General features: G+C 70.1%; 20 protein-coding genes. 15 read left to right on the forward strand and 5 right to left on the reverse strand.

What is annotated here, in order from left to right:
- Positions 1–19: 19 nt before the first annotated feature.
- The 7 genes from ACTWNK_RS08230 to bfr all read left to right on the forward strand — a co-directional run bounded on the left by ACTWNK_RS08230 (position 20) and on the right by bfr (position 4,932).
- Complete coding sequence (locus ACTWNK_RS08230; RefSeq protein WP_474303260.1) at positions 20–847, forward strand: biotin--[acetyl-CoA-carboxylase] ligase; 828 nt, start codon at positions 20–22, stop codon at positions 845–847.
- A gap of 32 nt (positions 848–879) precedes the next feature.
- Positions 880–1,392: a PH domain-containing protein gene (locus tag ACTWNK_RS08235; protein WP_474303261.1), complete on the forward strand. Its 513-nt coding sequence runs from the start codon at positions 880–882 to the stop codon at positions 1,390–1,392.
- 21 nt (positions 1,393–1,413) lie between these two features.
- Positions 1,414–2,415 carry an adenylate/guanylate cyclase domain-containing protein gene (locus tag ACTWNK_RS08240; protein WP_474303262.1) on the forward strand — a complete coding sequence of 334 codons (1,002 nt, stop codon included), beginning with the start codon at positions 1,414–1,416 and terminating at the stop codon, positions 2,413–2,415.
- Positions 2,416–2,424: 9 nt separating this feature from the next.
- Positions 2,425–3,510 carry an S-(hydroxymethyl)mycothiol dehydrogenase gene (locus ACTWNK_RS08245; protein ID WP_474303263.1) on the forward strand — a complete coding sequence of 362 codons (1,086 nt, stop codon included), beginning with the start codon at positions 2,425–2,427 and terminating at the stop codon, positions 3,508–3,510.
- Positions 3,507–4,103 carry an MBL fold metallo-hydrolase gene (locus tag ACTWNK_RS08250; protein WP_474303264.1) on the forward strand — a complete coding sequence of 199 codons (597 nt, stop codon included), beginning with the start codon at positions 3,507–3,509 and terminating at the stop codon, positions 4,101–4,103. Before ACTWNK_RS08245 ends, ACTWNK_RS08250 begins: the two co-directional genes overlap by 4 nt.
- A 148-nt stretch (positions 4,104–4,251) precedes the next feature.
- Positions 4,252–4,431, forward strand: coding sequence for a (2Fe-2S)-binding protein (locus ACTWNK_RS08255; protein ID WP_474303265.1), 180 nt, complete (start codon positions 4,252–4,254; stop codon positions 4,429–4,431).
- A gap of 18 nt (positions 4,432–4,449) precedes the next feature.
- Entirely contained in the window at positions 4,450–4,932 is a 483-nt protein-coding gene (gene bfr, locus ACTWNK_RS08260) for a bacterioferritin (protein ID WP_474303266.1), read from the forward strand.
- 12 nt (positions 4,933–4,944) lie between these two features.
- Here the strand turns inward: bfr and ACTWNK_RS08265 are convergent, their stop codons facing one another.
- Positions 4,945–8,085 (reverse strand): AfsR/SARP family transcriptional regulator, encoded by a 3,141-nt coding sequence (locus ACTWNK_RS08265; RefSeq protein WP_474303267.1) that lies wholly within the window; start codon positions 8,083–8,085, stop codon positions 4,945–4,947.
- Between the two features lie 73 nt (positions 8,086–8,158).
- Here ACTWNK_RS08265 and ACTWNK_RS08270 point away from each other — a divergent pair, with 73 nt between their 5' ends.
- The 3 genes from ACTWNK_RS08270 (at position 8,159) to ACTWNK_RS08280 (ending at position 11,192) form a co-directional block, all read left to right on the forward strand.
- On the forward strand, positions 8,159–9,052 hold the full coding sequence (locus ACTWNK_RS08270; RefSeq protein ID WP_474303268.1) for an NAD(P)-dependent oxidoreductase: 894 nt from the start codon (positions 8,159–8,161) through the stop codon (positions 9,050–9,052).
- A gap of 190 nt (positions 9,053–9,242) precedes the next feature.
- Positions 9,243–9,911, forward strand: a complete 669-nt coding sequence (locus ACTWNK_RS08275; RefSeq protein WP_043620820.1) for a response regulator transcription factor — start codon at positions 9,243–9,245, stop codon at positions 9,909–9,911.
- 3 nt (positions 9,912–9,914) lie between these two features.
- On the forward strand, positions 9,915–11,192 hold the full coding sequence (locus tag ACTWNK_RS08280; protein ID WP_474303269.1) for an ATP-binding protein: 1,278 nt from the start codon (positions 9,915–9,917) through the stop codon (positions 11,190–11,192).
- 2 nt (positions 11,193–11,194) lie between these two features.
- Here the strand turns inward: ACTWNK_RS08280 and ACTWNK_RS08285 are convergent, their stop codons facing one another.
- On the reverse strand, positions 11,195–11,680 hold the full coding sequence (locus ACTWNK_RS08285; protein WP_474303270.1) for a GtrA family protein: 486 nt from the start codon (positions 11,678–11,680) through the stop codon (positions 11,195–11,197).
- A 330-nt stretch (positions 11,681–12,010) separates the two neighbouring features.
- Here ACTWNK_RS08285 and ACTWNK_RS08290 point away from each other — a divergent pair, with 330 nt between their 5' ends.
- The 3 genes from ACTWNK_RS08290 to purE are packed head-to-tail and all read left to right on the forward strand — an operon-like array spanning position 12,011 to position 14,600.
- Positions 12,011–12,883 carry a hypothetical protein gene (locus ACTWNK_RS08290; RefSeq protein WP_474303271.1) on the forward strand — a complete coding sequence of 291 codons (873 nt, stop codon included), beginning with the start codon at positions 12,011–12,013 and terminating at the stop codon, positions 12,881–12,883.
- A 47-nt stretch (positions 12,884–12,930) separates the two neighbouring features.
- A complete protein-coding gene (locus ACTWNK_RS08295; protein ID WP_474303272.1) occupies positions 12,931–14,103 on the forward strand; it encodes a 5-(carboxyamino)imidazole ribonucleotide synthase in 1,173 nt (390 codons plus the stop codon).
- The gene (gene purE, locus ACTWNK_RS08300; protein WP_474303273.1) at positions 14,100–14,600 is read left to right on the forward strand and encodes a 5-(carboxyamino)imidazole ribonucleotide mutase; all 501 of its coding nucleotides are present in this window, start codon (positions 14,100–14,102) and stop codon (positions 14,598–14,600) included. The genes ACTWNK_RS08295 and purE overlap by 4 nt, the downstream gene beginning before the upstream one ends.
- Before the next feature lie 183 nt (positions 14,601–14,783).
- Here the strand turns inward: purE and ACTWNK_RS08305 are convergent, their stop codons facing one another.
- Positions 14,784–16,097 carry a UDP-glucose dehydrogenase family protein gene (locus tag ACTWNK_RS08305; protein ID WP_474303274.1) on the reverse strand — a complete coding sequence of 438 codons (1,314 nt, stop codon included), beginning with the start codon at positions 16,095–16,097 and terminating at the stop codon, positions 14,784–14,786.
- Between the two features lie 189 nt (positions 16,098–16,286).
- On the opposite strand from ACTWNK_RS08305, the gene ACTWNK_RS08310 reads away from it, so the two are divergent.
- The gene (locus tag ACTWNK_RS08310) at positions 16,287–17,450 is read left to right on the forward strand and encodes an acyl-CoA dehydrogenase family protein (protein WP_474303275.1); all 1,164 of its coding nucleotides are present in this window, start codon (positions 16,287–16,289) and stop codon (positions 17,448–17,450) included.
- Between the two features lie 94 nt (positions 17,451–17,544).
- Here the strand turns inward: ACTWNK_RS08310 and ACTWNK_RS08315 are convergent, their stop codons facing one another.
- Positions 17,545–17,973, reverse strand: coding sequence for a hypothetical protein (locus tag ACTWNK_RS08315; protein ID WP_474303276.1), 429 nt, complete (start codon positions 17,971–17,973; stop codon positions 17,545–17,547).
- Positions 17,974–18,117: 144 nt separating this feature from the next.
- Here ACTWNK_RS08315 and ACTWNK_RS08320 point away from each other — a divergent pair, with 144 nt between their 5' ends.
- The gene (locus ACTWNK_RS08320; RefSeq protein ID WP_474303277.1) at positions 18,118–18,582 is read left to right on the forward strand and encodes a hypothetical protein; all 465 of its coding nucleotides are present in this window, start codon (positions 18,118–18,120) and stop codon (positions 18,580–18,582) included.
- A 24-nt stretch (positions 18,583–18,606) separates the two neighbouring features.
- Here ACTWNK_RS08320 and ACTWNK_RS08325 read toward each other — a convergent pair whose 3' ends face one another.
- Positions 18,607–22,044 (reverse strand): NACHT domain-containing protein, encoded by a 3,438-nt coding sequence (locus ACTWNK_RS08325; protein ID WP_474303278.1) that lies wholly within the window; start codon positions 22,042–22,044, stop codon positions 18,607–18,609.
- Positions 22,045–22,109: the final 65 nt, after the last annotated feature.

The following is a 22,109-nucleotide window of genomic DNA, read 5'->3' on the forward strand; positions in this document are numbered from 1 at the left end:
AGGGTCATACGCTTGGGCGGTGTCCTCTTCTCCGTACACCGACCTGGAGCGGCCTCCGCTCGTCGAGTCGGCCCTGCGCAAGGCGCTGATCCGCCCCGGCGGGCTGTGGCACGACCTGACCGTCGTGGAGCGCACCGGATCGACCAATGCCGACCTGGTCTCCGCCGCGCGATCGGGGGTCCGTGAGGGCCTGGTGATCGTCGCCGAGACGCAGTTCGCCGGGAGGGGCAGGCTCGGTCGCTCCTGGAGTGCGCCTCCTCGTTCGGGGCTGGCCCTGTCGGTGCTGCTGCGCCCGCAGCTCGCGCCGGTCAAACAGGGCTGGCTGCCCCTGCTGTTCGCCCTGGCCGCGGCATCGGCCGTGCGCAAGGTGGCCGAGGTGGACGTCAGGCTCAAGTGGCCCAACGACCTGCTGATCGGCGAGCGTAAGCTGGCGGGCGTGCTGGCCGAGCGGGCCGAGAACGCCGTGGTCATCGGCATGGGGCTCAACGTCTCGCTGCGGGCCGACGAGCTGCCGGTGCCGACGGCCACCTCGCTCGCGCTGGAGAAGGCCGCCTCCACCGACCGCGACCCGCTGCTGCGCGCGGTGCTGCGCGAGCTGGAGACGCACTACCGCGACTGGCTCGCGGCCGAAGGCGACGCCGAGGCCTCCGGGCTGCGCTCGGCCTACCTGGCGGCGAGTGCGACCGTCGGCAGGCAGATCAGGGTGGAGCTGCCCGGCGAACGCGTGCTGAACGGCCTGGCCACCGGCATCGACACCTCCGGCCATCTGCTGGTCCAGGCCGAAGGCAGGGAGCACACGCTGAGCGCGGGAGACGTCGTCCACGTTCGTCCTTCGACGTCCTCGTAGCGGAGGAGGGTGGGGACTGGCACCATTTGCCCATGAGTCTCCCCGACCATCATCTGACGCGGGACGAGCGGCGCATCCGATCGTTCCATCCGCACTGGAAGCGGCTGGTCCTGCCGCTCATCGGCCTGGTCGTCGTCGTCATCGCCTCCGGCGTGGCGATCTTCTTCGTCCCAGGAGACTGGGAGTACGCCCTCTACGGCAGGCTCGCGGTCGCCGTCATCGCCGTCCTGCTGCTGACGTGGTGGTCGTTCTGGCCCTATCTGCAGTGGAAGAACACCGCCTACACGCTGACCACCCACCGCTTCACGATCAGCACCGGCGTGCTCAACAAGTCGACCGACGAGATCCCCATGACGAAGGTGAACACGGTCAGCTCGGACCAGACCTTCTTCGAGCGCCTCCTCGGCTGCGGCACGCTGACCGTGGAGTCGGCGGGGGAGAAGGGCCAGCTCGCCCTCAGGGACATCCCGAGGATCCAGGACGTGCGGGCCGAACTGTTCCACCTGGTGGAGGATGCTTCAGACGGGGAGAACGACGGCCTGTGACCGGGCGGCGGTGGAGGACGAATGCACGGGCGGCCGACCGCTGAGCAGATCGAGAAGCTGTTCGCCGCCTCCCCGCCCCGCCACACCAGGGGCGAGGTCGCCGCGCTCGCGGGCGTGAGCCAGGAGCTCGCCGGACGCATCTGGCGTGCGCTGGGCTTCGCCATGCTGGCCGACGACAGTGTGGCCTTCACCGACGCCGACGTGGCCGCGCTCACCCGCGTGCGCACGATGCTCGACACCGGCCTGCTGGACGAGGCGACGGCCGTCAGGATGGCCAGGGCGCTCGGCCGTACGACGGCCAGGCTGGCGCAGTGGCAGGCGGAGATCGTGCTCGGCGCCCTGCTGCCCGCCGACGGGCCCGCTTCGGACGCCGATCTGGCCCACGTCCTGGGCACGGCCGAGGCGCTGCTGCCCGACGTCGAACGGCTGCTCGTGCACGTGTGGCGGGCGCAACTCGCCGCGGCGGGCGCCAGGCTGCTCACGCTCGCCGGGATCGACGACGAGGTCGTGCCCACCCGGGCGGCGCTCGCCGTCGGTTTCGCCGACCTGGTCTCCTTCACGCGTACGGCCAGCGAGCTGGACGAACGGCAGCTGGCCGCGCTGGTGGAGGACTTCGAGGCGAAGGCCGCCGATGTGATCGCCGCGCACGGCGCCAGGCTGGTCAAGACGCTGGGCGACGAGGTGCTGTTCACCGCGCCGACGGCCGAGGGGGCCGCGCGGGTCGCGATCGGCCTGCTGGAGGCGCTCGACGGCGGCGGCGGGGGCACCCGGATCAGGGTGGGCCTGGCCTACGGCCCGGTGCTGCCGATGCTGGGCGACGTCTTCGGCACCACGGTGAACCTCGCCGCCAGGCTCACCGCACTCGCCGACCCGGGCGGCGTGCTCGCCGATCCCGCTCTGGCCGATGGGCTCGACGGGGTGGCCGGGATAGAGGTACAAGAGATCGGGCCGAGGCCGGTTCGCGGTCTGGGCGTGGTACACCCGTATGTGTTACGTCCTTCAACTAAACCAGCCGTGAAGTGAGGATTGCGCATGCCGTACGAAGTCAGAGGCGTCGTCGCCCTGGGCAAGGGGCAGGGGGTCTCGGTGCAGACCGTGCACGTGCCCGATCCGGGTCCGGGCGAGGCGGTCGTCGCCGTCAAGGCATGCGGTGTCTGTCACACCGACCTGCACTACCGCGAGGGCGGCATCAGCGACGACTTCCCCTTCCTGCTCGGGCACGAGGCCGCGGGCGTGGTCGAGGCGGTCGGCGAGGGCGTCACCGGGCTGGAGCCCGGCGACTACGTGATCCTCAACTGGCGTGCCGTGTGCGGGCAGTGCCGTGCGTGCCTGCGCGGCAGGCCCTGGTACTGCTTCGCCACGCACAACGCGAGCCGGAAGATGACGCTGCAGGACGGCACCGAGCTGTCGCCCGCGCTCGGCATCGGCGCCTTCGCCGAGAAGACGCTGGTCGCCGCGGGGCAGTGCACCAAGGTGGACCAGGCCGCGGCTCCCGCCGTCGCCGGACTGCTCGGCTGCGGCGTGATGGCCGGCCTGGGCGCCGCGCTCAACACCGGCAACGTCTCGCGCGGCGACACGGTCGCGGTCATCGGCTGCGGCGGCGTCGGCGACGCGGCCATCCTCGGCGCCTCGCTCGCGGGCGCCTCGCGGATCATCGCGGTCGACGTCGACGACCGCAAGCTGCAGTGGGCCCGCGACTTCGGCGCCACGCACACGGTGAACTCCAAGGTCAGCGACGCGGTCGAGTCGATCCGCGAGCTGACGGGCGGCTTCGGCGCCGACGTGGTGATCGAGGCGGTCGGCCGTCCCGAGACCTACAAGCAGGCCTTCTACGCCCGCGACCTGGCCGGGACCGTCGTCCTGGTCGGCGTCCCCACGCCCGACATGACGCTGGAGCTCCCCCTGCTCGACGTCTTCGGCCGAGGCGGCTCGCTGAAGTCCTCCTGGTACGGCGACTGCCTGCCCTCGCGCGACTTCCCGATGCTGATCGACCTCTACCTGCAGGGGCGGCTGCCGCTGGACAGGTTCGTCTCGGAGACCATCGCACTGGACGAGGTCGAGGAGGCGTTCGCCAAGATGCACCGCGGCGAGGTGCTGCGCTCGGTGGTGGTCCTGTGATCGACAAGGTCGTGACCTCGGGCACGTTCTCCCTCGACGGGGGCACGTGGGAGGTCGACAACAACATCTGGCTGGTCGGCTCGGCCCGTGAGGTGATCGTCATCGACGCCGCGCACGACGCCGACGCCATCGCCGAACGGGTGGGCGACCGGGTGGTGAAGGCCATCGTGTGCACCCACGCGCACAACGACCACATCGGCGCCGCGGCCCGGCTCTCTGAGCTGGTCTCGGCGCCGGTGCTGCTGCACCCCGCAGACCAGGTGTTGTGGGAGCAGGTCCACCAGGACCTCGGCTACCGGCCGCTGGCCGACGGCGAGGTGCTCAAGGCCGGGGACATCGCGCTGGAGGTCAGGCACACGCCGGGTCACTCGCCCGGCTCGGTGTGCCTCTACGCGCCGGATCTGGGCGCGGTGTTCAGCGGCGACACGCTCTTCCAGGGCGGGCCCGGCGCCACCGGGCGCTCCTACTCCTCCTACGACACGATCATCGCCTCGATCGGGGAGCGGCTGCTGTCGTTGCCCGGCGAGACGGTCGTGCACACGGGGCACGGGCCTTCCACGACGATCGCCGCCGAATCCGTACCCGCCTCGTAGCTCTGGGTAACCCCTCTCGCGGGAGCAATGTCCTTTCTGTGGGGCTTCCTGCCTGTGTCGTACAACACGTAGGCAAGCCTTACCAAAGTGGGCTATCTTAGGTGTGCCTAACCTATGCACCACCTTCCGCGAGAGGCTTTCCCCCGCCATGTACGTCTGTGTATGTCGTGCTGTGACCGAAAACGAGGTCCACGACTGCATTGCGTCAGGTGCGAAGAGTGCCCGGCAAATCCGCGACACCACCGGCGCCGGAGGCGACTGCGCCTCTTGTGTCAGGAAGATCTGTGCCATCCTGAAGCGGTCCGAGGAACTGATTCCGACCGCATAGCACAAGGAGCCCGGGTCCATGCAGGGCGACAAGCAGATCATCGAGCTTCTCAACGAGCAGCTCACCGCGGAGCTGACCGCGATCAACCAGTACTTCCTGCACGCCAAGATGCAGGAGAACTGGGGCTACACCAAGCTCGCGAAATACACGCGCGAAGAGTCGATCGACGAGATGCGTCACGCCGAGAAGCTGACCGACCGCATCCTCTTCCTCGAAGGCCTGCCCAACTACCAGCGCCTGGGCACGCTGCACATCGGCCAGACCGTGCCGGAGCAGCTGCGGGCCGACCTCGAGGTCGAGCTCTCGGTCGTGGCCAGGCTCAAGCCGGGCATCGCCCTCATGCGGGAAAAGGGCGACATCACCTCGGCCCGTCTCTTCGAGGAGATCCTTGAGGACGAAGAGCACCACATCGACTACCTGGAGACCGAGCTCGGGCTGATCGACAGCCTCGGCGAGCAGCTCTACCTGGTCCGCTACGCCGAGCCGCCCTCCGCGAGCTGACCACCCGACACCTCATCGCACGCCCGCGGGACCACCGTCCTGGCGGGCGTGCGGCGTTCCCAGCCTCTCCTCGATCCGCCGCACGTCCTGCCGCTCGGCCTCGGGCAGCGGGGAGCCGACCGCACGCCTGATCGCATACGCCTCTCGCAGCAGCCCGGCCGCCTGCCGCGCCCGGCCCGCCAGCGAGTGCGCGCCCGCCAGGCCCTCCAGGGCCAGCGCCCTGGCCCTCGGGTCGCCCGACGTCTCGGCCGCCGTCAGCCCCTCCTCGTGCAGGGCCAGGGCCGCCGCCGCGTCGCCGCGCTGCTCGGCGGTGAAACCCAGCTCGGCCAGGATGAGCGCGGCGCCCGCGATGCCGTCGATCTCCCTGCACCAGGCCAGCCAGGGCCGCAGATGTCGCTCGGCCGCGTCCAGGTCGCCCGACCTGCGTGCGCCCATCCCGAGCCCGATCTCGGCGAACTGCTCGGCCCGGCGATGCCCGCCGCGCACCGCCACCAGGCGGGCCCGCTCGTGCAGGTCGCGTGCGCGTTCGTACTCACCGCGCAGCAGCGCCACCCGCCCGAGCCCCGACCACTTGTACGACACCTCGATCCACAGGCCGAGCTCCTGCGCGATCCGCAGCCCCTCGGCGTGCAGCCGTTCGGCCTCGGCGTAGTCGCCGCGGATCTCGGCCAGCGTGCTCCTGGCGTCGGCCGCGCGCAGCACGCCCCAGCCGTCGCCCAGCTGCCGGAACAGCGCCAGGCTGCGGGCCGAGTGCCGGTCGAACGCCTCCAGGTCGCCACGCATCATCGCGGGCCGCGCGGCCAGGCTCAGCGCAGCGGCGACGCCCCAGCCGTCGTCCTCGCGCTCGAAGGCGGCCAGCGCCTGCTCCGCCAGCGCCGTGCCCTCCGTCAGGTCGCCCGCCTGCACCCGGACCAGGCCGAGCATCCACAACGCCATCGCACCGCCCTCACCCCGCACCGCGTCGCGCACCGCCTCGATCCGCCCGGCCCGGCCGGTGCCGCCCTCCAGCAGCTCGAACGCGGTCATCCAGGCCGCCACCACGCCGCGCCCCTCGTGCCGCTCCGGCATGCGGCCCAGGGCGAGCGCCATCGCCCTGCGGCCCTCGCTCAGCCGGCCGCGCAGGAACCAGTGCCAGGCCTGCGCCCGTACCAGCCGCAGGGCGAGCCCGGCATCGGCGTGCTCCAGCGCCAGGCGCATGTCGGCCGCCTCGGCGTCCAGCCGTTCGAGCCACTCGCGCTGATCGGGCCCTCGAAGGTACGGCGCCGCCCGCTCGGCCAGGGCGGCGTGATGACGGCCGTGCGCCAGCCGTACGGCGTGCTCCTCGCCCGACTCGGCCAGCCGCTGCAGGCAGTAGGCGGCGACCGAGGTGAGCAGGCGGTAGCGGCGTCCCGCAGGGGTGTCGACCGCCTGGACGAGCGACCTGTCGACCAGCCTGGCGAGCGTGTCGAGCACGTCCGGCACACCGTCCGGCCCGCACACCGCCTGCGCCGAGTCCAGCGTGCAGCCGCCCGCGTGCACGGCCAGCCTGCGCAGGACGAGGCGTTCGTCGTCGCCGAGCAGCTCCCAGCTCCAGTCGAGCATCGCGCGCAGCGTGCGCTGCCTGGCGGGTGCGTTCCTCGCGCCTGAGGTGAGCAGGGTGAACCGCTCGTCGGAGGCGTCGTCGCCCTCGTGCCGTGCGCCGAGCCGGTCGGCGAGCTCGCGCAGGCCCAGCGCCCTGACCCGGGCGGCGGCGAGCTCAAGGGCCAGCGGAATGCCGTCCAGGCGTCTGCACACCGCCGCGACGGCGGCCAGGTCCCGGCCGCCCGGCGGCACGCCGAGCCCGGCCCTCGCCACGAACAGCCGCACCGCGCCCGAGTCCCGCACGGCCTGCTCGTCGTCGCCGCCGGGCACGTCCAGCGGCGGCACCGTCCACACCGCCTCGCCGGGCACGGCCAGCGGCTCCTGGCTGGTGGCCAGCACCCGCAGGCCGGGCGCGGCACGCAACATCGCCTCGGTCAGGGCGGCGACCGGCTCGACCAGGTGCTCGCAGTTGTCCAGCACCAGCAGCACCCGCCGCTCGCCCCACGCCCTGAGCGCGGCGAGCAGCTCCGCGACGGGACCGACCGGCTCACCGGCCTGCCTGGGCCCGTGCGGCGCGCCCGCCCGAACGCCGAGCGCCGTGCCCACCACCTCGGCCACCTCGGCGACGTCGCCGCCGTCCAGCGAGGCGAGCTCGACCAGCCGCACGCCACCCGGGTGGTCCGGCGCGGCCAGGCGGGCCGCCTCCAGGGCCAGGGCGGTCTTGCCGACGCCGCCGATGCCGTTCAGGGTGAGCAGGCGGTTGGCCGCCAGCAGGCCGAGCACCTCCCGGATCGCATGCGAGCGGCCGATCAGCGGGGTGAGCGCGGCGGGCAGATCGGCCGTGTGCGCGTCCAGTGCGGGATCCTGCACGAGGATGGCCTGCCGCAGCCTGGTCAGGCCGGGCCCGGGGTCGAGGCCGAGATCGTCCGCCAGCCGTTCGCGCAGGTCGCCGTAGCTGGCCAGGGCCTCGCTCTGGCGTCCGGCCAGATAGAGGGCGCGAAGGTGCGCGGCGCGCAGCCGTTCGCGCAGCGGGTGCTCGGCCACCAGCGCGCCGAGCTCGCCCGCCAGGGCGCCGTGCTCGCCCGACTCCAGCCTGGCCTCGGCCCGCTCCTCAAGGGCGACCAGCCGCTCCTCCTCCAGCAGGCCCGCCGCCGCCCTGATCGCGGGCGCGTCGCCGAAGTCGGCGAAAGCCGGGCCGCGCCACAACGCGAGCGCGTCGCCCAGCAGTGCGGCCCTGGCGCCTGCCGATCCCGCCGCCCTGGCCCTGGCCACCAGCGCGCGGAACGCCAGCGCGTCCACCTCGCCCGCCTCCAGCGCGTAACCGGGCGCCCGCGAGACGACGAGTGCGCGTGCGCCCGGCTCGGCCGCCTCCAGGGCCCTCCTGAGCTGCGACGCCTTCACCTGCAGCGCGCCCGACGGGTTCGCGGGCAATGCGCCGGGCCACAGCGCGTCGATCAGCAGATCGGCCGAGAGCGTGCGGCCGGGCGCGGTCAGCAGCAGGGCGAGCAGCCCGCGCACCTTCGTCTCGGGCACCCTGACCTCCCGCCCACCACCCGTCCGTACGGCGAGCGCACCCAACACCCCGAAACGCATGAACGCCACGGTAGTGCCGGGCCGAAAGGCATGCCAAAGCCATTCGAAAGCCCGCTCGCCCAGCATGACCGGCATGACGGACAAGGACGAAAGCAAGATCACGGTCATCGGACTCGGCAAGATGGGCAGCGCCCTGGCCACCGCCTTCCTCGCGGCGGGACGCGAGACCACCGTGTGGAACCGCTCGGCCGGGCGGGCCGCGCCGCTGACGGCCAAGGGCGCGGTGCTCGCGGGCTCGGCGCGTGAGGCGGTCGCGGCGGGCGACCTCGTGGTGGTCTGCGTGACCTCCTACCCGGCGATGCGGGCCGTACTGGAGCCGATCGCGGCGGATCTGCGAGGCAAGGTGCTGGTCAACCTCACCTCAGGAACGCCCGAAGACGCCAGGCGGGCCGCGCGCTGGGCCGAGGGGCACGGCGTCGACTACCTCGACGGGGCGGTCATGGCCGTGCCGCAGATGATCGGCTCGCCGCAGGCTCTGGTCTTCTACGGCGGTTCCAGGGCCGCGTTCGACCGGCACGAGCACACGCTGAAGGTGCTCGGCGATCCGGCGACGTACCTGGCCGAGGACACCGGGGTGGCGCAGATCTACGACGCCGCGCTGCTCGGGTACATGTGGTCGGCGCTGGTCGGGTACCTGCACGCGCTGGCCCTGGTCGGCACCGTGAACGTCTCGGGCGCCGACTTCCTGCCCTACGCCTCGATGTGGCTGTCCAGCGTGCTCACCGGCCAGTTGGAGGAGGGGGCGAGGGAGGCCGACAGCGGCGACTACAGCACCGACGTGTCCTCGCTGGACATCAACGCGGCCGGGATCGACATGCTGATCGCGGCCAGCAGGGAGCAGGGCGTGGCGAGCGACGTCTTCGTGCCGATCAAGGCGCTCATGGACAGGCGGATGGCCGAAGGCAGGGCCGCCGACGGTCTCACGACGCTCATCGAGGCCATCAGGAATCCCCGACCCGCCGCATGAGTGTTCCCGGCGTGTCGTGTGAGGACGCGGAGTGAGGGGTACGTCACTCCGTGGCGGCTCCAACCGTGGGCATTAAACCCCGACTAGGGGACATTTATCAGCGTTTGCCCAGGTCAATGGATAGGTCAACGACGAGTCAAACCGCGCGCTGCACCCGGGAAACGATCGCCTAAGGTCCTACGATCGCTTTATGACCTGCGTACTTCTCGCCGAGGATGACACCTCGATTTCCGAGCCGCTCGCGCGTGCACTACGCCGTGAGGGCTATCAGGTTGAGGTGAGCCCCGACGGCCCGCAGGCCCTGGAAAGGGCTCTGTCGGGGGGCATCGACCTCATCGTTCTCGACCTTGGCCTGCCAGAGATGGACGGCCTCGAGGTCGCCCGCCGGATCCGTGCCGAGGGGCACGGCACACCGGTGCTGATCCTCACCGCCCGCGTCGACGAGGTCGACACCGTCGTCGGCCTCGACGCGGGCGCCGACGACTACGTCACCAAGCCGTTCCGCCTGGCCGAACTGCTGGCCCGTGTCCGGGCGCTGCTGCGGCGCGGCACCTCGGAGACCCCGGTCGTGCAGGGCGTCAGGATCGACGCCGACTCCCGTCGCGCCTGGATGGGCGAGAAGGAGCTGCACCTCACGACCAAGGAGTTCGACCTGCTCCGCGTTCTCGTACGCGACGCGGGCAAGGTCGTCACGCGTGAGCAGATCATGCGCGAGGTCTGGGACACCAACTGGTGGGGGTCGACCAAGACGCTCGACATGCACATCTCGTGGCTGCGCCGCAAGCTGGGCGACGACGCCGCCAAGCCTCGTTACATCACCACCGTGCGAGGGGTCGGCTTCAGGTTCGAGCGAGAGTAGGCGATGCGCCGCCGACTACTCTCCTCCACCCTGGTCGTGGCGGTCATCGCCGTCCTGCTTCTGGGAGTGCCCCTGGGCGTCGTCGTCAGCCGCCTGATCTATGACGAGGCCGCCCAGGAGCTGCACAACGAGGCGACACGGCTGGTGGGAGAGGTGGAGTACGCCCGTATCCAGGACGCGCCCATCGACTCGCAACAACTGGAGCAGAAGTACCCCGACCGCTACATCCAGATCTACGAGCGGGGCAATCCGCCCAAGGCGACGATCGTCGGCACGCCGCCGCCCTCGGGCAACTCGATGACGGAGGAAGCCCAGTCGGAGAGCGGTATCTACGTTCGCGTGAGCCGCGACATGGCCCAGGTCGAACAGGACGTCCGCAACCGGTTACTGCTGATCGTGGCGCTGGCCGCGGCGGCGCTGGCCGTGGCGGTCGGCCTGGCGATCGTGCAGTCGCGCAGGCTCACGCTGCCGCTGCAGGACCTGGCGAAGATCGCCGAACGGCTCGGCTCGGGTGACGCCAGGCCGAGCAAACACCGTTACGGCATCCCCGAACTCGACCGGGTCGCCGAGGTGCTCGACCGCAGTGCCACCCGTATCTCCGACCTGCTCAGTCGCGAGCGCGAGTTCGCCACCGACGCCTCCCACCAGCTTCGCACCCCGCTCACCGGGCTGACGATGCGCCTGGAGGAGATCGTGGCGGCGAGCAACGAGCCCGAGATCGTGCGTGAGGAGGGCGAGGCCGCGATCGTCCAGGCCGAACGCCTGACCGCGGTCATCGACGAGCTGCTCGCCGCGGCCAGGCGTCAGCGCCATGCCCAGGCCGAGCCGCTCGCCATCGACGAGGTGCTGGTGCAACAGGTCATCGAGTGGGAGCCCGCCTTCCGCAGGGCCGGGCGCTCGCTCCTGCTCGAAGGCACCCGAGGGCTGACCGCGCTGGGCACGACCGGGGGGCTCGGGCAGATCGTCTCCTCGCTGCTCGAGAACTCCCTTGAGCACGGCGGAGGCGCGGTCACCGTCACTACGAGCAGCGGCGCGAGCACGGTCATGATCGAGGTCGCCGACCAGGGGCCCGGCATCTCCGACGACATCGCACCCAAGGTCTTCGAACGCAATGTCAGCGGCGGTCACGGCACCGGTCTCGGCCTCACCCTGGCCAGGGCGCTCGCCGCGGCCGACGGCGGCCGTCTCGAACTCGTCAGGCGACGCCCGGCCGTCTTCGCCGTCTTCCTCCGCCACACCACCACCGGCGACCGCAACCGCGTGGTGAGCGGCCCGGCCTGACCTCAGCGGATGTGCGTGGGGGAGTTCTCGTCAGGGAGCTCGGTGGGGATGGGCTCGGTGGCGGAGAGGAAGACCCAGCGCTTGTAGGACCAGAACCTGAACAGCGTGCCGAGCCCCACGCCCACGATGTTGGCGATGTTGTAGCTCAGCGTGTCGTGCAGGTCGAGCGTGTAGGTCGTGAAGCCGATGACCAGCAGGGCGATCAGCAGGCCGATGCCGTTGAGCAGGAAGAACAGGAAGTACTCGCGGGTCAGGCCGCTCTGCTCACGGTCGCGGAAGGTCCAGAAGCGGTTGCCCGCGTAGGCGAACGTGGCCGACACGACGGTCGCCAGCACCTTGGACGTCAGCGGCCCCCACTCCAGCCACACCCGCAGCAGGTTGAGCACACCGAGGTCGATGCAGAAGGCGATGCCGCCGATGGTCCCGAACTTCGCCAGTTCGTGGACGAGATGGGCGAACCGCTCGTAGGCGCGTCTGATCAGCTGCACGTCTCCTGCACGGTCCCTTCATGGCTGAGCACCGGCAGGGCCGCCGGCCACCGACACGGCCCGCCGGTCATGGGCTGGGTGCTCATGTCATGGGCTGGTGCTCATGGGGCTGGGTGTCGACCTCATCAGGCTACCGGGGCCATGCGTAGCTCGGGGCGCTGGACAGGACGCCGGTTTCTTAAGGCCATCTCAAGAATGCATTATGAAATATCAATGTATGGGCGGTTTTTCGGGAATATTCGGGGTTGTGGGTATTACGCTGCGGTTGCAGATCGCCTATGACGCTTGGGTTCTGCCGTGCCGTATCGACTGTTAGCCCTGCTCCTGGGAGTGTCCGTCCTGGTAGGCGGCTGCGGCGTCACCACCGCCGACCCGGCCGCGAACCGGACCGAACCGCCCGCCGTACCTTCGCAGGAGCGGCCGGTCGCCCTGGCGGAGGCCGAGCGGGCCTACGGGCTGCTGGCCGAGCTGGAAGCGGCCGAGGAGGGCGGCGACTGCGCCGCGGTGGCCCGGCTCACCGCATGGGCCGAGAACGTGCTGGGCGGTCGTGCCTGCGAGGCGACCCGGAACGGCCGCCCGGCTCCCGACCGTCGTGCGCACACCGACCCGGAGTACCTGCTGCCCGACGCGAGCGACTGGTTCGCCGTGCTCGCCCACGAGCCGAGCCCCGCGTACTTCGTGTTCGTACGGGAGGACGGCGCCTGGAAGCTCGGCGCCGGGCCGATCCCGGTGATCGGCAGGGCGCCCGGGCACGAGCGGGCGGGCACACCGCAGCCGCGCGCCTCGGTACGCGCCAGGCTGGTGCCGCAGCGGCACCTGACCTATCTGACCGATCCCGCCGGAGTGGGCGGCGTGCGCTTCCCCTCGGGCGACCCCGTGCGCGACCTGCTCGACGAGCTGACCACCCGGGCGGCCGAGGTCAGGCCGGACCGCCTGACCTCGGACGTGGAACTGCTCGGCGCGGGACCCTACGCCCTGGCCCTGCCCGGCGGCTCCATGCTCGTCTTCCACGCCCTGCGCCTGTCCTTCACCCAACGCCCCGGCAAAGGCCGCAAACGCCTCACCCACCCCCTGTACGGCCGGCCCGCGCGCGAGGCGTTCACCGCGACCGAGCTCGTCGTCCTGGCCAGCGCGATCACCGAGACGAACACCCTGCGCACGGTCGCCGTCCGCCGCGAACTCGCGGACGTCGCACCCGGCTGACCGGGCGGCCCCGTGGCACCCGGCCGCCCCCGGTAAGCTCGTCGCACGTGAGCAGCCCCACGTTCTCCGCCCATGAGCCCGCCCCGCCCATCGGTCCCGTCGTCGGGATCGTCGGCGCCGGACAGTTGGCCCGCATGACCCAGCCGCCCGCCGTCAACCTCGGCGTCGAGCTCCGGGTGCTGGCGGGCGCCACCGACGAGAGCGCCGCCCGCGTCATCGTGGACACCAGGATCGGCGACTACCGTTCGCTCGACGACCTGCGGGAGTTCGCGAAGGGATGCGACGCCGTCACCTTCGACCACGAGCACGTGCCCACCGAGCACATCGCCGCCCTCACCGCCGACGGCGTCGCCGTGCACCCCGGCGCGCAGGCGCTGGTCCACGCCCAGGACAAGGCCGTCATGCGCGAGCGGCTGACCGAGATCGGCGCGCCGTGCCCCGCGTGGAGCCGGGTGGCAGACGAGGCGGACGTCGAGGCGTTCGGGCAGGCCAACGGCTGGCCGGTCGTGCTCAAGGCGATACGCGGCGGCTACGACGGCAAGGGCGTGTGGGTATGCGAGTCGGCGGCGGCGTCGGCCGAGGTGCTGGCCAGTGGCCTGCCGCTGATGGCCGAGGCCTTCGTGCCCTTCGAACGCGAGCTCGCCGTCCTGGTCGCACGCTCGCCGCACGGGCAGGGCGTCAGCTACCCGGTCGTGGAGACCGTGCAGGAGCAGGGCATCTGCGTGGAGGTCCTGGCCCCGGCGCCCGGCCTCGACCCCGAACTCGCCGCGCACGCCCAGCGGGTGGCGCTGAAGATCGCCCATGAGCTCGGCGTCACCGGGCTGCTCGCGGTGGAGATGTTCCAGACGGCCTCGGGCCTGCTGGTCAACGAGCTGGCCATGCGCCCGCACAACAGCGGCCACTGGACGATCGAGGGCGCGCGTACCTCCCAGTTCGAGCAGCACCTGCGGGCCGTGCTCGACCTGCCGCTCGGCTCGCCCACGATGACCGCGCCGGTCGTCGTCATGGCGAATGTGCTCGGCGGCGACGACCCCGACCTGTTCGCACGCTATGAGCATGTTCTCGCCCATGATCCCGGCATCAAGCTGCACTTCTACGGCAAGGAGGTACGTCCCGGGCGCAAGATCGGCCATGTGACGGCCCTCGGCGACGACCTCGACGCCACCCGGGCCAGAGCCCGGCACGCCGCCACCTACCTGACCACGGGAGAGTACACATGAGCGTGGGCATCGTCATGGGATCCGACTCCGACTGGCCGGTCATGCGCCTGGCGGCCGAGGCGCTGGCGGAGTTCGGCGTGCCGTTCGAGGCCGACGTGGTCTCGGCGCACCGCATGCCGGAGGAGATGATCGAGTACGGCAGGCAGGCCGACTCGCGCGGGGTCAAGGTCATCATCGCGGGGGCGGGAGGCGCCGCCCATCTGCCCGGCATGCTGGCCTCGGTCACACCCGTGCCGGTGATCGGCGTTCCGGTGCCGCTGAAGTACCTCGACGGGATGGACTCGCTGCTGTCGATCGTGCAGATGCCCGCCGGTGTGCCGGTGGCCACGGTGGCGATCGGCGGGGCGCGTAATGCCGGGCTGCTGGCGGTGCGCATCCTGGCCGCTTCGGACGACGCGCTCAAGGGGAAGATGGTGGAGTTCCAGCACAACCTGCGCGACCAGGCGCATGCCAAGGGGGAGAGGCTGCGGGCGGAGGCGCGTGAGTTGCGGGGGTGAAGGGCTGTTCGTGACGTGCGCCGTTGCGGCGGGGCGGCGGAGTCCTGCTCCGGTCGCGTGAGTGACGGGCCCCGCCCTGTGCCGGGCGGGGGCCTCGTTGGGTTGCTTGCCGTAAAGGCTTCGTCGGGTGTGTTGCCGTGAAGGCTTCGCTGGGGTGCTTGCTCCCTGCGGGCAAGGATGGGATCAGGGGCGGCCGAGTGCGCGGTAGACCCAGCCTGCCGCGCGCCAGAGTTCGGGGTCGAGGGCGTTGCGGCCGTCGACGATCTTGCGTGTGTCGACGGCGGCGCCGAGCTTCTCCGGGTCGAGTTCCACGAACTCCTGCCACTCGGTGAGCAGCAGGACGACGTGCGCGCCCTGGACGGCGTCGAGCGCGGAGGTGCCGTAGTTCAGCTCCGGATGTGCCTTGCGCGCGTTGACCAGGGCGATCGGGTCGTAGACCGTGACCTGCCCGCCCTGACGGCCTATCGTGAGCGCCACGTCGAGGGCGGGGGAGTCGCGGATGTCGTCGGAGTTGGGCTTGAACGCCGCGCCGAGCACCGCCACCGTGCAGCCGTGGAAGGAGCCGCCCGCCAGTTCGCGTGCCAGGTCGACCATGCGGGCCCTGCGTCGTTTGTTGATCGCGTCGACCTCGCGCAGGAACGTCAGCGCCTGGTCGGCCCCGAGCTCGCCCGCCCTGGCCATGAACGCGCGGATGTCCTTGGGCAGGCACCCGCCGCCGAAGCCGAGCCCCGGGTTCAGGAAGCGCCCGCCGATGCGGTCGTCGTAGGACAGCGCCTGCGACAGCTGCATCACGTCGGCATGCGAGGCCTCGCACACCTCGGCCATGGCGTTGATGAAGGAGATCTTCGTCGCCAGGAAGGCGTTGGCCGCCGACTTGACCAGCTCGGCCGTCGGGTAGTCGGTCACCACCATGGGCACCTCGCCCAACGGCGCGTAGACGTCGCGCAGGATCTTCTCCGACCGCTCCGAACGCACACCGATGACGATGCGGTCGGGCGTGAGCGTGTCCTGTACGGCGAAGCCCTCGCGCAGGAACTCCGGGTTCCACGCCAGCTCGGCCAGCTCGCCCGCAGGCGCGAGGCGCTGCATCTTGCCCGCGAGCCGCTCGGCGGTGCCGACGGGCACGGTCGACTTGCCGACGACCAGGCACTCACGCGTCAGGTGCGGCGCCAGCGACTCGATCGCCGCGTCCAGGTAGGACACGTCCGCGGCGTACTCGCCCTGCTTCTGCGGCGTGCCCAGACACAGGAAGTGCACGTCGCCGAACGCCGCCGCCTCCTCGTAGGAGGTCGTGAAGCGCAGGCGGCCCGAGTCGAGCCCCCTGCGCAGGAACGGTTCGAGGCCGGGTTCGTGGATCGGCAGCTCACCGGCCTGCAGCCGGGCGATCTTTTCCGCGTCGACGTCCAGTCCCAGGACCTCGAAACCCAGGTCCGCCATGCAAGCCGCATGCGTGATGCCCAGATAGCCGGTCCCGATCACCGTTAGGCGATATGGCACGTGTGAGCTCCTCTCATCGCCAGGCATGTTACCGGCCCTCACCACCACCCACTGTGCCACCTGCGGGGATCGGCGGTTCATCGGCCCTTCCACCTGGTGGGAGCGGTAAACGCGGGTTGTCGATCACGTGTCGCGCGCCACGTTCATACCGACTGGTAACAATATGCTCGGACGTCCTACTATTTGTGTATGAGCTTCCCTCTCTATGCGCCCGCCGAAGAGCACGACATGCTGCGCGAGACGGTACGGGCCCTCGCCGACGAGAAGATCGCGCCACGTGCCGCAGAGGCGGACGAGAAGGAGGAATTCCCCGAGGAGGTCTACAAGGCGCTCATCGCCGCGGACCTGCACGCGGTGCACATCCCCGAGGAGTACGGCGGCGCCGGGGCCGACGCCCTCGCCACCGTGATCGTCATCGAGGAGGTCGCCAGGGCCTGCGCGTCCTCGTCGCTGATCCCCGCGGTGAACAAACTGGGCACCGTACCCCTCCTGCTGTCGGCCTCGGCCGAGCTGAAGGAGAAGTACCTCACGCCGGTGGCCGCCGGGAACGCGATGTTCTCCTACGCGCTGTCGGAGGCCGAGGCCGGCTCGGACGCCGCCGCCATGCGCACCCGCGCCGTCCAGGACGGCGACCACTACGTGCTCAACGGCGCCAAGATGTGGATCACCAATGCCGGTGTGTCGGAGTACTACACCGTCATGGCCGTCACCGAGCCCGGCGCCGGAGCCCGCGGCATCTCCGCCTTCGTCGTGGAGAAGGCCGACGAAGGCGTCTCGTTCGGCCCGAAGGAGAAGAAGCTCGGCATCAAGGGCTCCCCGACCCGCCAGGTCATCCTGGAGGACGTCCGCATCCCCGCCTCCCGCATGATCGGCGCGCCCGGCACCGGCTTCAAGACCGCCCTGGCCACCCTCGACCACACCCGCATCACCATCGCCGCCCAGGCCCTCGGCATCGCCCAAGGCGCCCTCGACTTCGCGATCGGCTACGTCAAGGAACGCAAGCAGTTCGGCAAGCCGATCGCCGAGTTCCAGGGCCTGCAGTTCATCCTCGCCGACATGGCGATGAAACTGGAGGCGGCCAGGCAGCTCACCTACCACGCGGCGGCCAAGTCCGAACTCGCGATGCACGGCACCCCGCAGAAGGACCTCACCTTCCTGTCGAGCGCCGCGAAGTGCGCGGCATCCGACGCGGCCATGGACATCACAACGGACGCCGTCCAACTACTCGGCGGCTACGGCTACACAAAGGACTTCCCGGTCGAACGCATGATGCGCGACGCCAAGATCACCCAGATCTACGAGGGCACGAACCAGATCCAGCGCATGGTGATGGCCCGGCAGCTCCTCAAGTAGCGACCAGCCGCCCGACGAACTCCCCGTCTCCAGGTGTCCTGGAGGCGGGGTCTTTGCTTTCGGGGGACTCAGCACGATCGCCTGCCGGCCTGTGTCAGCTTGCGCGTACTGTGACCTCGGCTCGGGCGGCGTGGAAGGTCAGGCGGAGGGTGAAGGTGTCCAGGGTGAACTCGTCGGCGCCGTTCCAGTCGAAGAAGGACACCTGTCCGGGTGGGGCCTCGGGGGTGGTGGTCACGCAGTCGTGTGCTTCCTCGTCCTCCAGCCATTCGACGATGCGGACATCCTCGAAGCGGATGACCACGACCGGCGTCGCCGACAGCTCGGGGGGAGTCCAGTCGGGGTCGTAGAGGAACTCCATCTCCAGGGTCGGCGGCCTGCCTGCGACGTAGGTCATGTGGGTGAGGTCGGTGTCGTGGAGGTAGATGTGGGCCGAGTCCTTGGTCCAGAACTCGTACAGGCCGCCTCTTGCGGTCACGCCGCGTCCGGGGTCCTCGGTCACGCCGGTGAAGTCGGTGACTGGCATGTGGACATGGTCTCGTGTGCCCGGTCGGTCGTGGGAATCGGGTTGGCGGCAATTCCATCATGAATGGCAGATTCCGGGCCTGATGTCGTGTGGTGATTCTGATTCAATCAGGGAGCGACATCCCCGTTCGTGAATGGAGTGGACATGGTGACCGCCAAGCGATTCTTTGTCGCGTTGACCTTATTCGTAGTTGCTCTCGCCGGAACTCTCACCTCGGCATCGGCCAATGCCGCGAGTACGGGAACGGTTGCGGTGAAGGCGCAGTCGGCGCTGGTGCTGCCTTCGGTGAACCCGTGGCCCGAGTACCAGGACACCAGGTACAACTGGAATCAGACGGACGCCACGGCCTGGGTCAACAACTGCCCGTCCGGCCGGTTCTGCACCTGGATCAGGGACACGGCGAACGCGAACACCTATCGCCTGTTCCAGTTCTACGCGTGCCAGGAATACGCACTCGGAAATTGGCACGGCACCACCGCGTACTTCAACAACCAGAATGTCCGCGTACAGCTGCTCGGTGAGCGGCACGACCACATCCGGTACCTTTCGGCGGGCGGTCAGTTCATTACGAACTGGGCTCCGGTGTGGTTCATCAACCTCTGCGCCTGACCGCACGGCGCCGGGCCGCCCTCGTCAGGGGGCGGCCGATTCCGTGGTGTCGACGAGCACGCCCTGCAGCGGATTGGCCGCCCGGTGAATACGACGGCGCAGATCGCGTACGGCCAGCGCCGAGGCGGTCACGAGCACGGCGACGAGCGAGACGACGAGCGGCCAGCCCAGAGCGGCGGCGCCGTCGTCGACGAGCGGGTACCAGATGCACCCGGCCATGGCCAGGACGAGTACTCCCGCACCGGCCAGCGCCCAGCCGATCACCAGCGTGTCGGGCATGAGTTCGGTCAGGACCATGGCAGCCAGCACCACCCCCCAGACCAGGGCGGCGGCGGCGACCCAGACGAGCCACTGCGGCTCCCACGGCCACCTACCGGTGATCGAGACGACGACACGGACAGCTCCCGGGACCAGGAGCAGCGTGTAGCCGATCACGATCGGCACGATGTAGGTGTCCAGGTCGACGAAGCTCAGCCAGGCGATCACACCGCCCACCACGAGTGCGACGACGATGGTCGCGGGCCAGCCGATGACGTCCCCGCCGGTCACCAGTCCCATCCAGCCGACCAGCCCCGCCAGGGCCAGCAGCAGGGCAAAGGCGCTGAGACCGACCCACATGTCGAACTCGCCCACCGCCAACCATTCCTCCACGGCGTAGGCGACGATCGTGATGGCCGTCCAGGCCGCGCACACCACTCCGGCCCACCCGATCCACGTCTCGCCCCAAGGCCAGGCCCCGCTCACGTAGGCGATCGAGCGGCCGAGCCCCCCGAGCACCAGCACCATGGCCAAGGACAGCAGCACGCCCTCGTATGGGCGCCGGTTGAAGGCGCTCGGCTGCCGGTGCAGCCTCCAGTCCTCCACGACGACCCTTCTGGCCTCGACGCGCAGAACGCGAGTGAACAGGGCGAGCCGCTGTGTCCTGCCCATCTGCTCCAGCAGGTTGCCTTGCACCGCTGAGAGGGATCGCCCGACCAGTTGGGTGAGGAATCGGTCGGCCGCATTCAAGCGGTCTTCAGGATCGGAGAGGTGACGCATCGGGCGCGGCGCGGGAGACCTTCGTGTCTCGTTCGATTCGGCAGCCATGGAGAGGCTCATGTCGAAGGCCGAGTAGTAGGGGTAGTCGTCCTGCTCGACGCCGAAGCCGACCATCAGAGCGCGTAGTTCGGCATCGTCGTTCAAGGGGCTTTCGCTCGCCTGTGCGTACAGGCCGTAGTGCGCGTTCTGCCACACGTCGGACAGCGGCACCGCCACCAGTGGCACCGCCAGCCGCCGGTCCACCACGACCCCTGGCGGGATCTGCTCCACCGACGACCCCTCCAGCAGGGCCGCGACCCGCTCCACCACCGCCTCGGCCTTCGGGTAGTCCTTGAGGAAGGGATCCCACACCCACGTCAACGCCGGACCGTCCGCCTTCGGCCCGGCGTCCGAGACCAGGCGCATGCCGTCGGGCAACGCCATGACGGCCCCGATGTGCCAGGCGGCCCTGGTGGCCACGTCGGGGTCGTGGGACAGCAGGGCGATGAGGCTCCGGACCGCGTCGACGGTGCCGATCTTGCCGAGGCGGTCGACGGCGTCGAGGTCGCCGTCGCGGGCCCAGTCGGTCAGGTACTTGACCGCGAGGTCGCCCATCGCCACCAGCGCCTGCCGTACGGGCTCGTCGCGTGGGGAGACGCCGCCGAGGAAGGCGGCGGCGTCGGGCAGGTTGGTACGGGCCAGAGCCCGGACGGCGGCCTCGCGCCGGTCGCCCGATGAGGCGGCCAGGTCGCGGAGGAAGGCGAGGACGTCGGCGCCACGGCCGCCTGGCCTGATGTCGGCGGCCACGGCGGCGAAAGCGGTGATCACCGCGTCGGCGTCGGGGTGTGTGGTGTCGAGTCTGGGCTTGAAGTCCTCGATGATCGCGCTGGCCACCCCGCCGTCGATGGATCTGGCCTCGGCCAGGCATTCGAAGGCGAGTACGGTGTCGTGGCGGCCGATCTTCCCGACCAGGTCGGTGGCGATGGTGAATTCCAGGCCGCACCACAGTTTGACCACCTCGCGCCAGGCTTTCCTGTCGCCCTGATAGTGGGCGAGGAGTTCATCGGGCATGTCCTGGAGCGCGCAGGCGGCGAAGTACTCCTGCATGGTCTGGTGGCCGAACGTGTATCCGAGGTCGCCCACCCGCAGGAGCAGGCCGCTCTCCTCGACGATCGCGTCCAGGAGGTGGGTGGCCTGGTTCTCGGGATAGCCGCGCCTGCTCAGCAGTAATCTCGCCGCCTCGACGACCTCGCGCATCGGCAGGTTCCCGCCGTGTCCGCGGGTGGCCGTGTGCGCCATCAGGGCGATGTGTTCGAGGGCGCTGCGTTTGAGTTCCTGCGGGAAAAGGCTCTGCTCCCGGCGTGAGCTCAGCAGGAATGCGGTGACCTTGCGGTAGAAGGCGGCCCTGGAGTTCGGCAGTTGCAGATTGCGGTCCTCCTCGCGTTCGACCAGATCGCTGTACAGATAGGCGATCATCGTGAGCAGGAGCGGATTGCGGGCCAGTTGTTTGATGAGCGGCGCGTCACGCAGGGTGGCCATCAACTGGCTGACCCTGTCGAGCGCGTATTCCTCGTTGCCCGACCACGACCAGGCGTCGAGGAACTGCCGGATCTGGGCGTCGTCGAACTCCACGATCTCCACCGTGTTGGTGAAACCGTCGTCGCCCTGCAGCCACTGGTCGTACACCTCGGTACGGCAGGTCACGATGACCTGGCAGGCGCGGTCGCCCTTGGCGTTGAGCGTGCTGTTGTGCCTGGTGAAGCGGCGTAGTTCGGCCACGACGCGGTCCAGGTCGTGCCCGGCGACCTCGTCGAGGCCGTCGCACAGCAGGGTGAGACCGCCCCGGTCGAGCAGGCGCTGGAGATAGCGCTCCGGGGTACGGAAACGCAGGTCCTTGAGCTCGCCGAGGACATAGCCGTGCAGGTCTTTGTATCGAGGCTCGACGTTCTGGCCCGGCTCGGTGTTGAACTCCTTCAGCTTCACCATCAGCATCATCCGGCCGCCACCGGCCCGCGACCGCTCGACGGACCTGGCCCATTCCAGCATGAGATGGCGCAGCAACATCGACTTGCCCGAGCCGGGCGAGCCCAGAACCACCGTGGAGGACTTCTCGCGCAGTCCGCGATAGGCGTCGTCGGCCGCACCGACCTCACGCAGCGGCACGTACACCTTGCGCATGTCCATGGTGCGGGTGGAGGTGAAGGGGATCTGGAAGCTGGAATAGGCGTCGCGGATCTTCAGGGCGTAAAGAAGGCGGGGTTTGCGATTCCAGAACCCGCCTCCGGTCAGCCGGACGAGGAGGGCGTCGCCGGCCGGAGTGGTAATCTTCTTCCACATTTCCAGGGCCGCGGCGCCGAACAGCAGCACGACCACGACGACGGCGATATACCCCACCGGATTGTCACCGAAAAACCGCTGAACGTCCTGCCAGTCGGGAATCGCCATGAACGCGCCCGCCTTCAGCTCGTTCCCCGAGCGCCATAATATCGAGAATATGTTATGAGAGCCCT

This window comes from Nonomuraea sp. IBHARD001 (genome assembly GCF_056106265.1).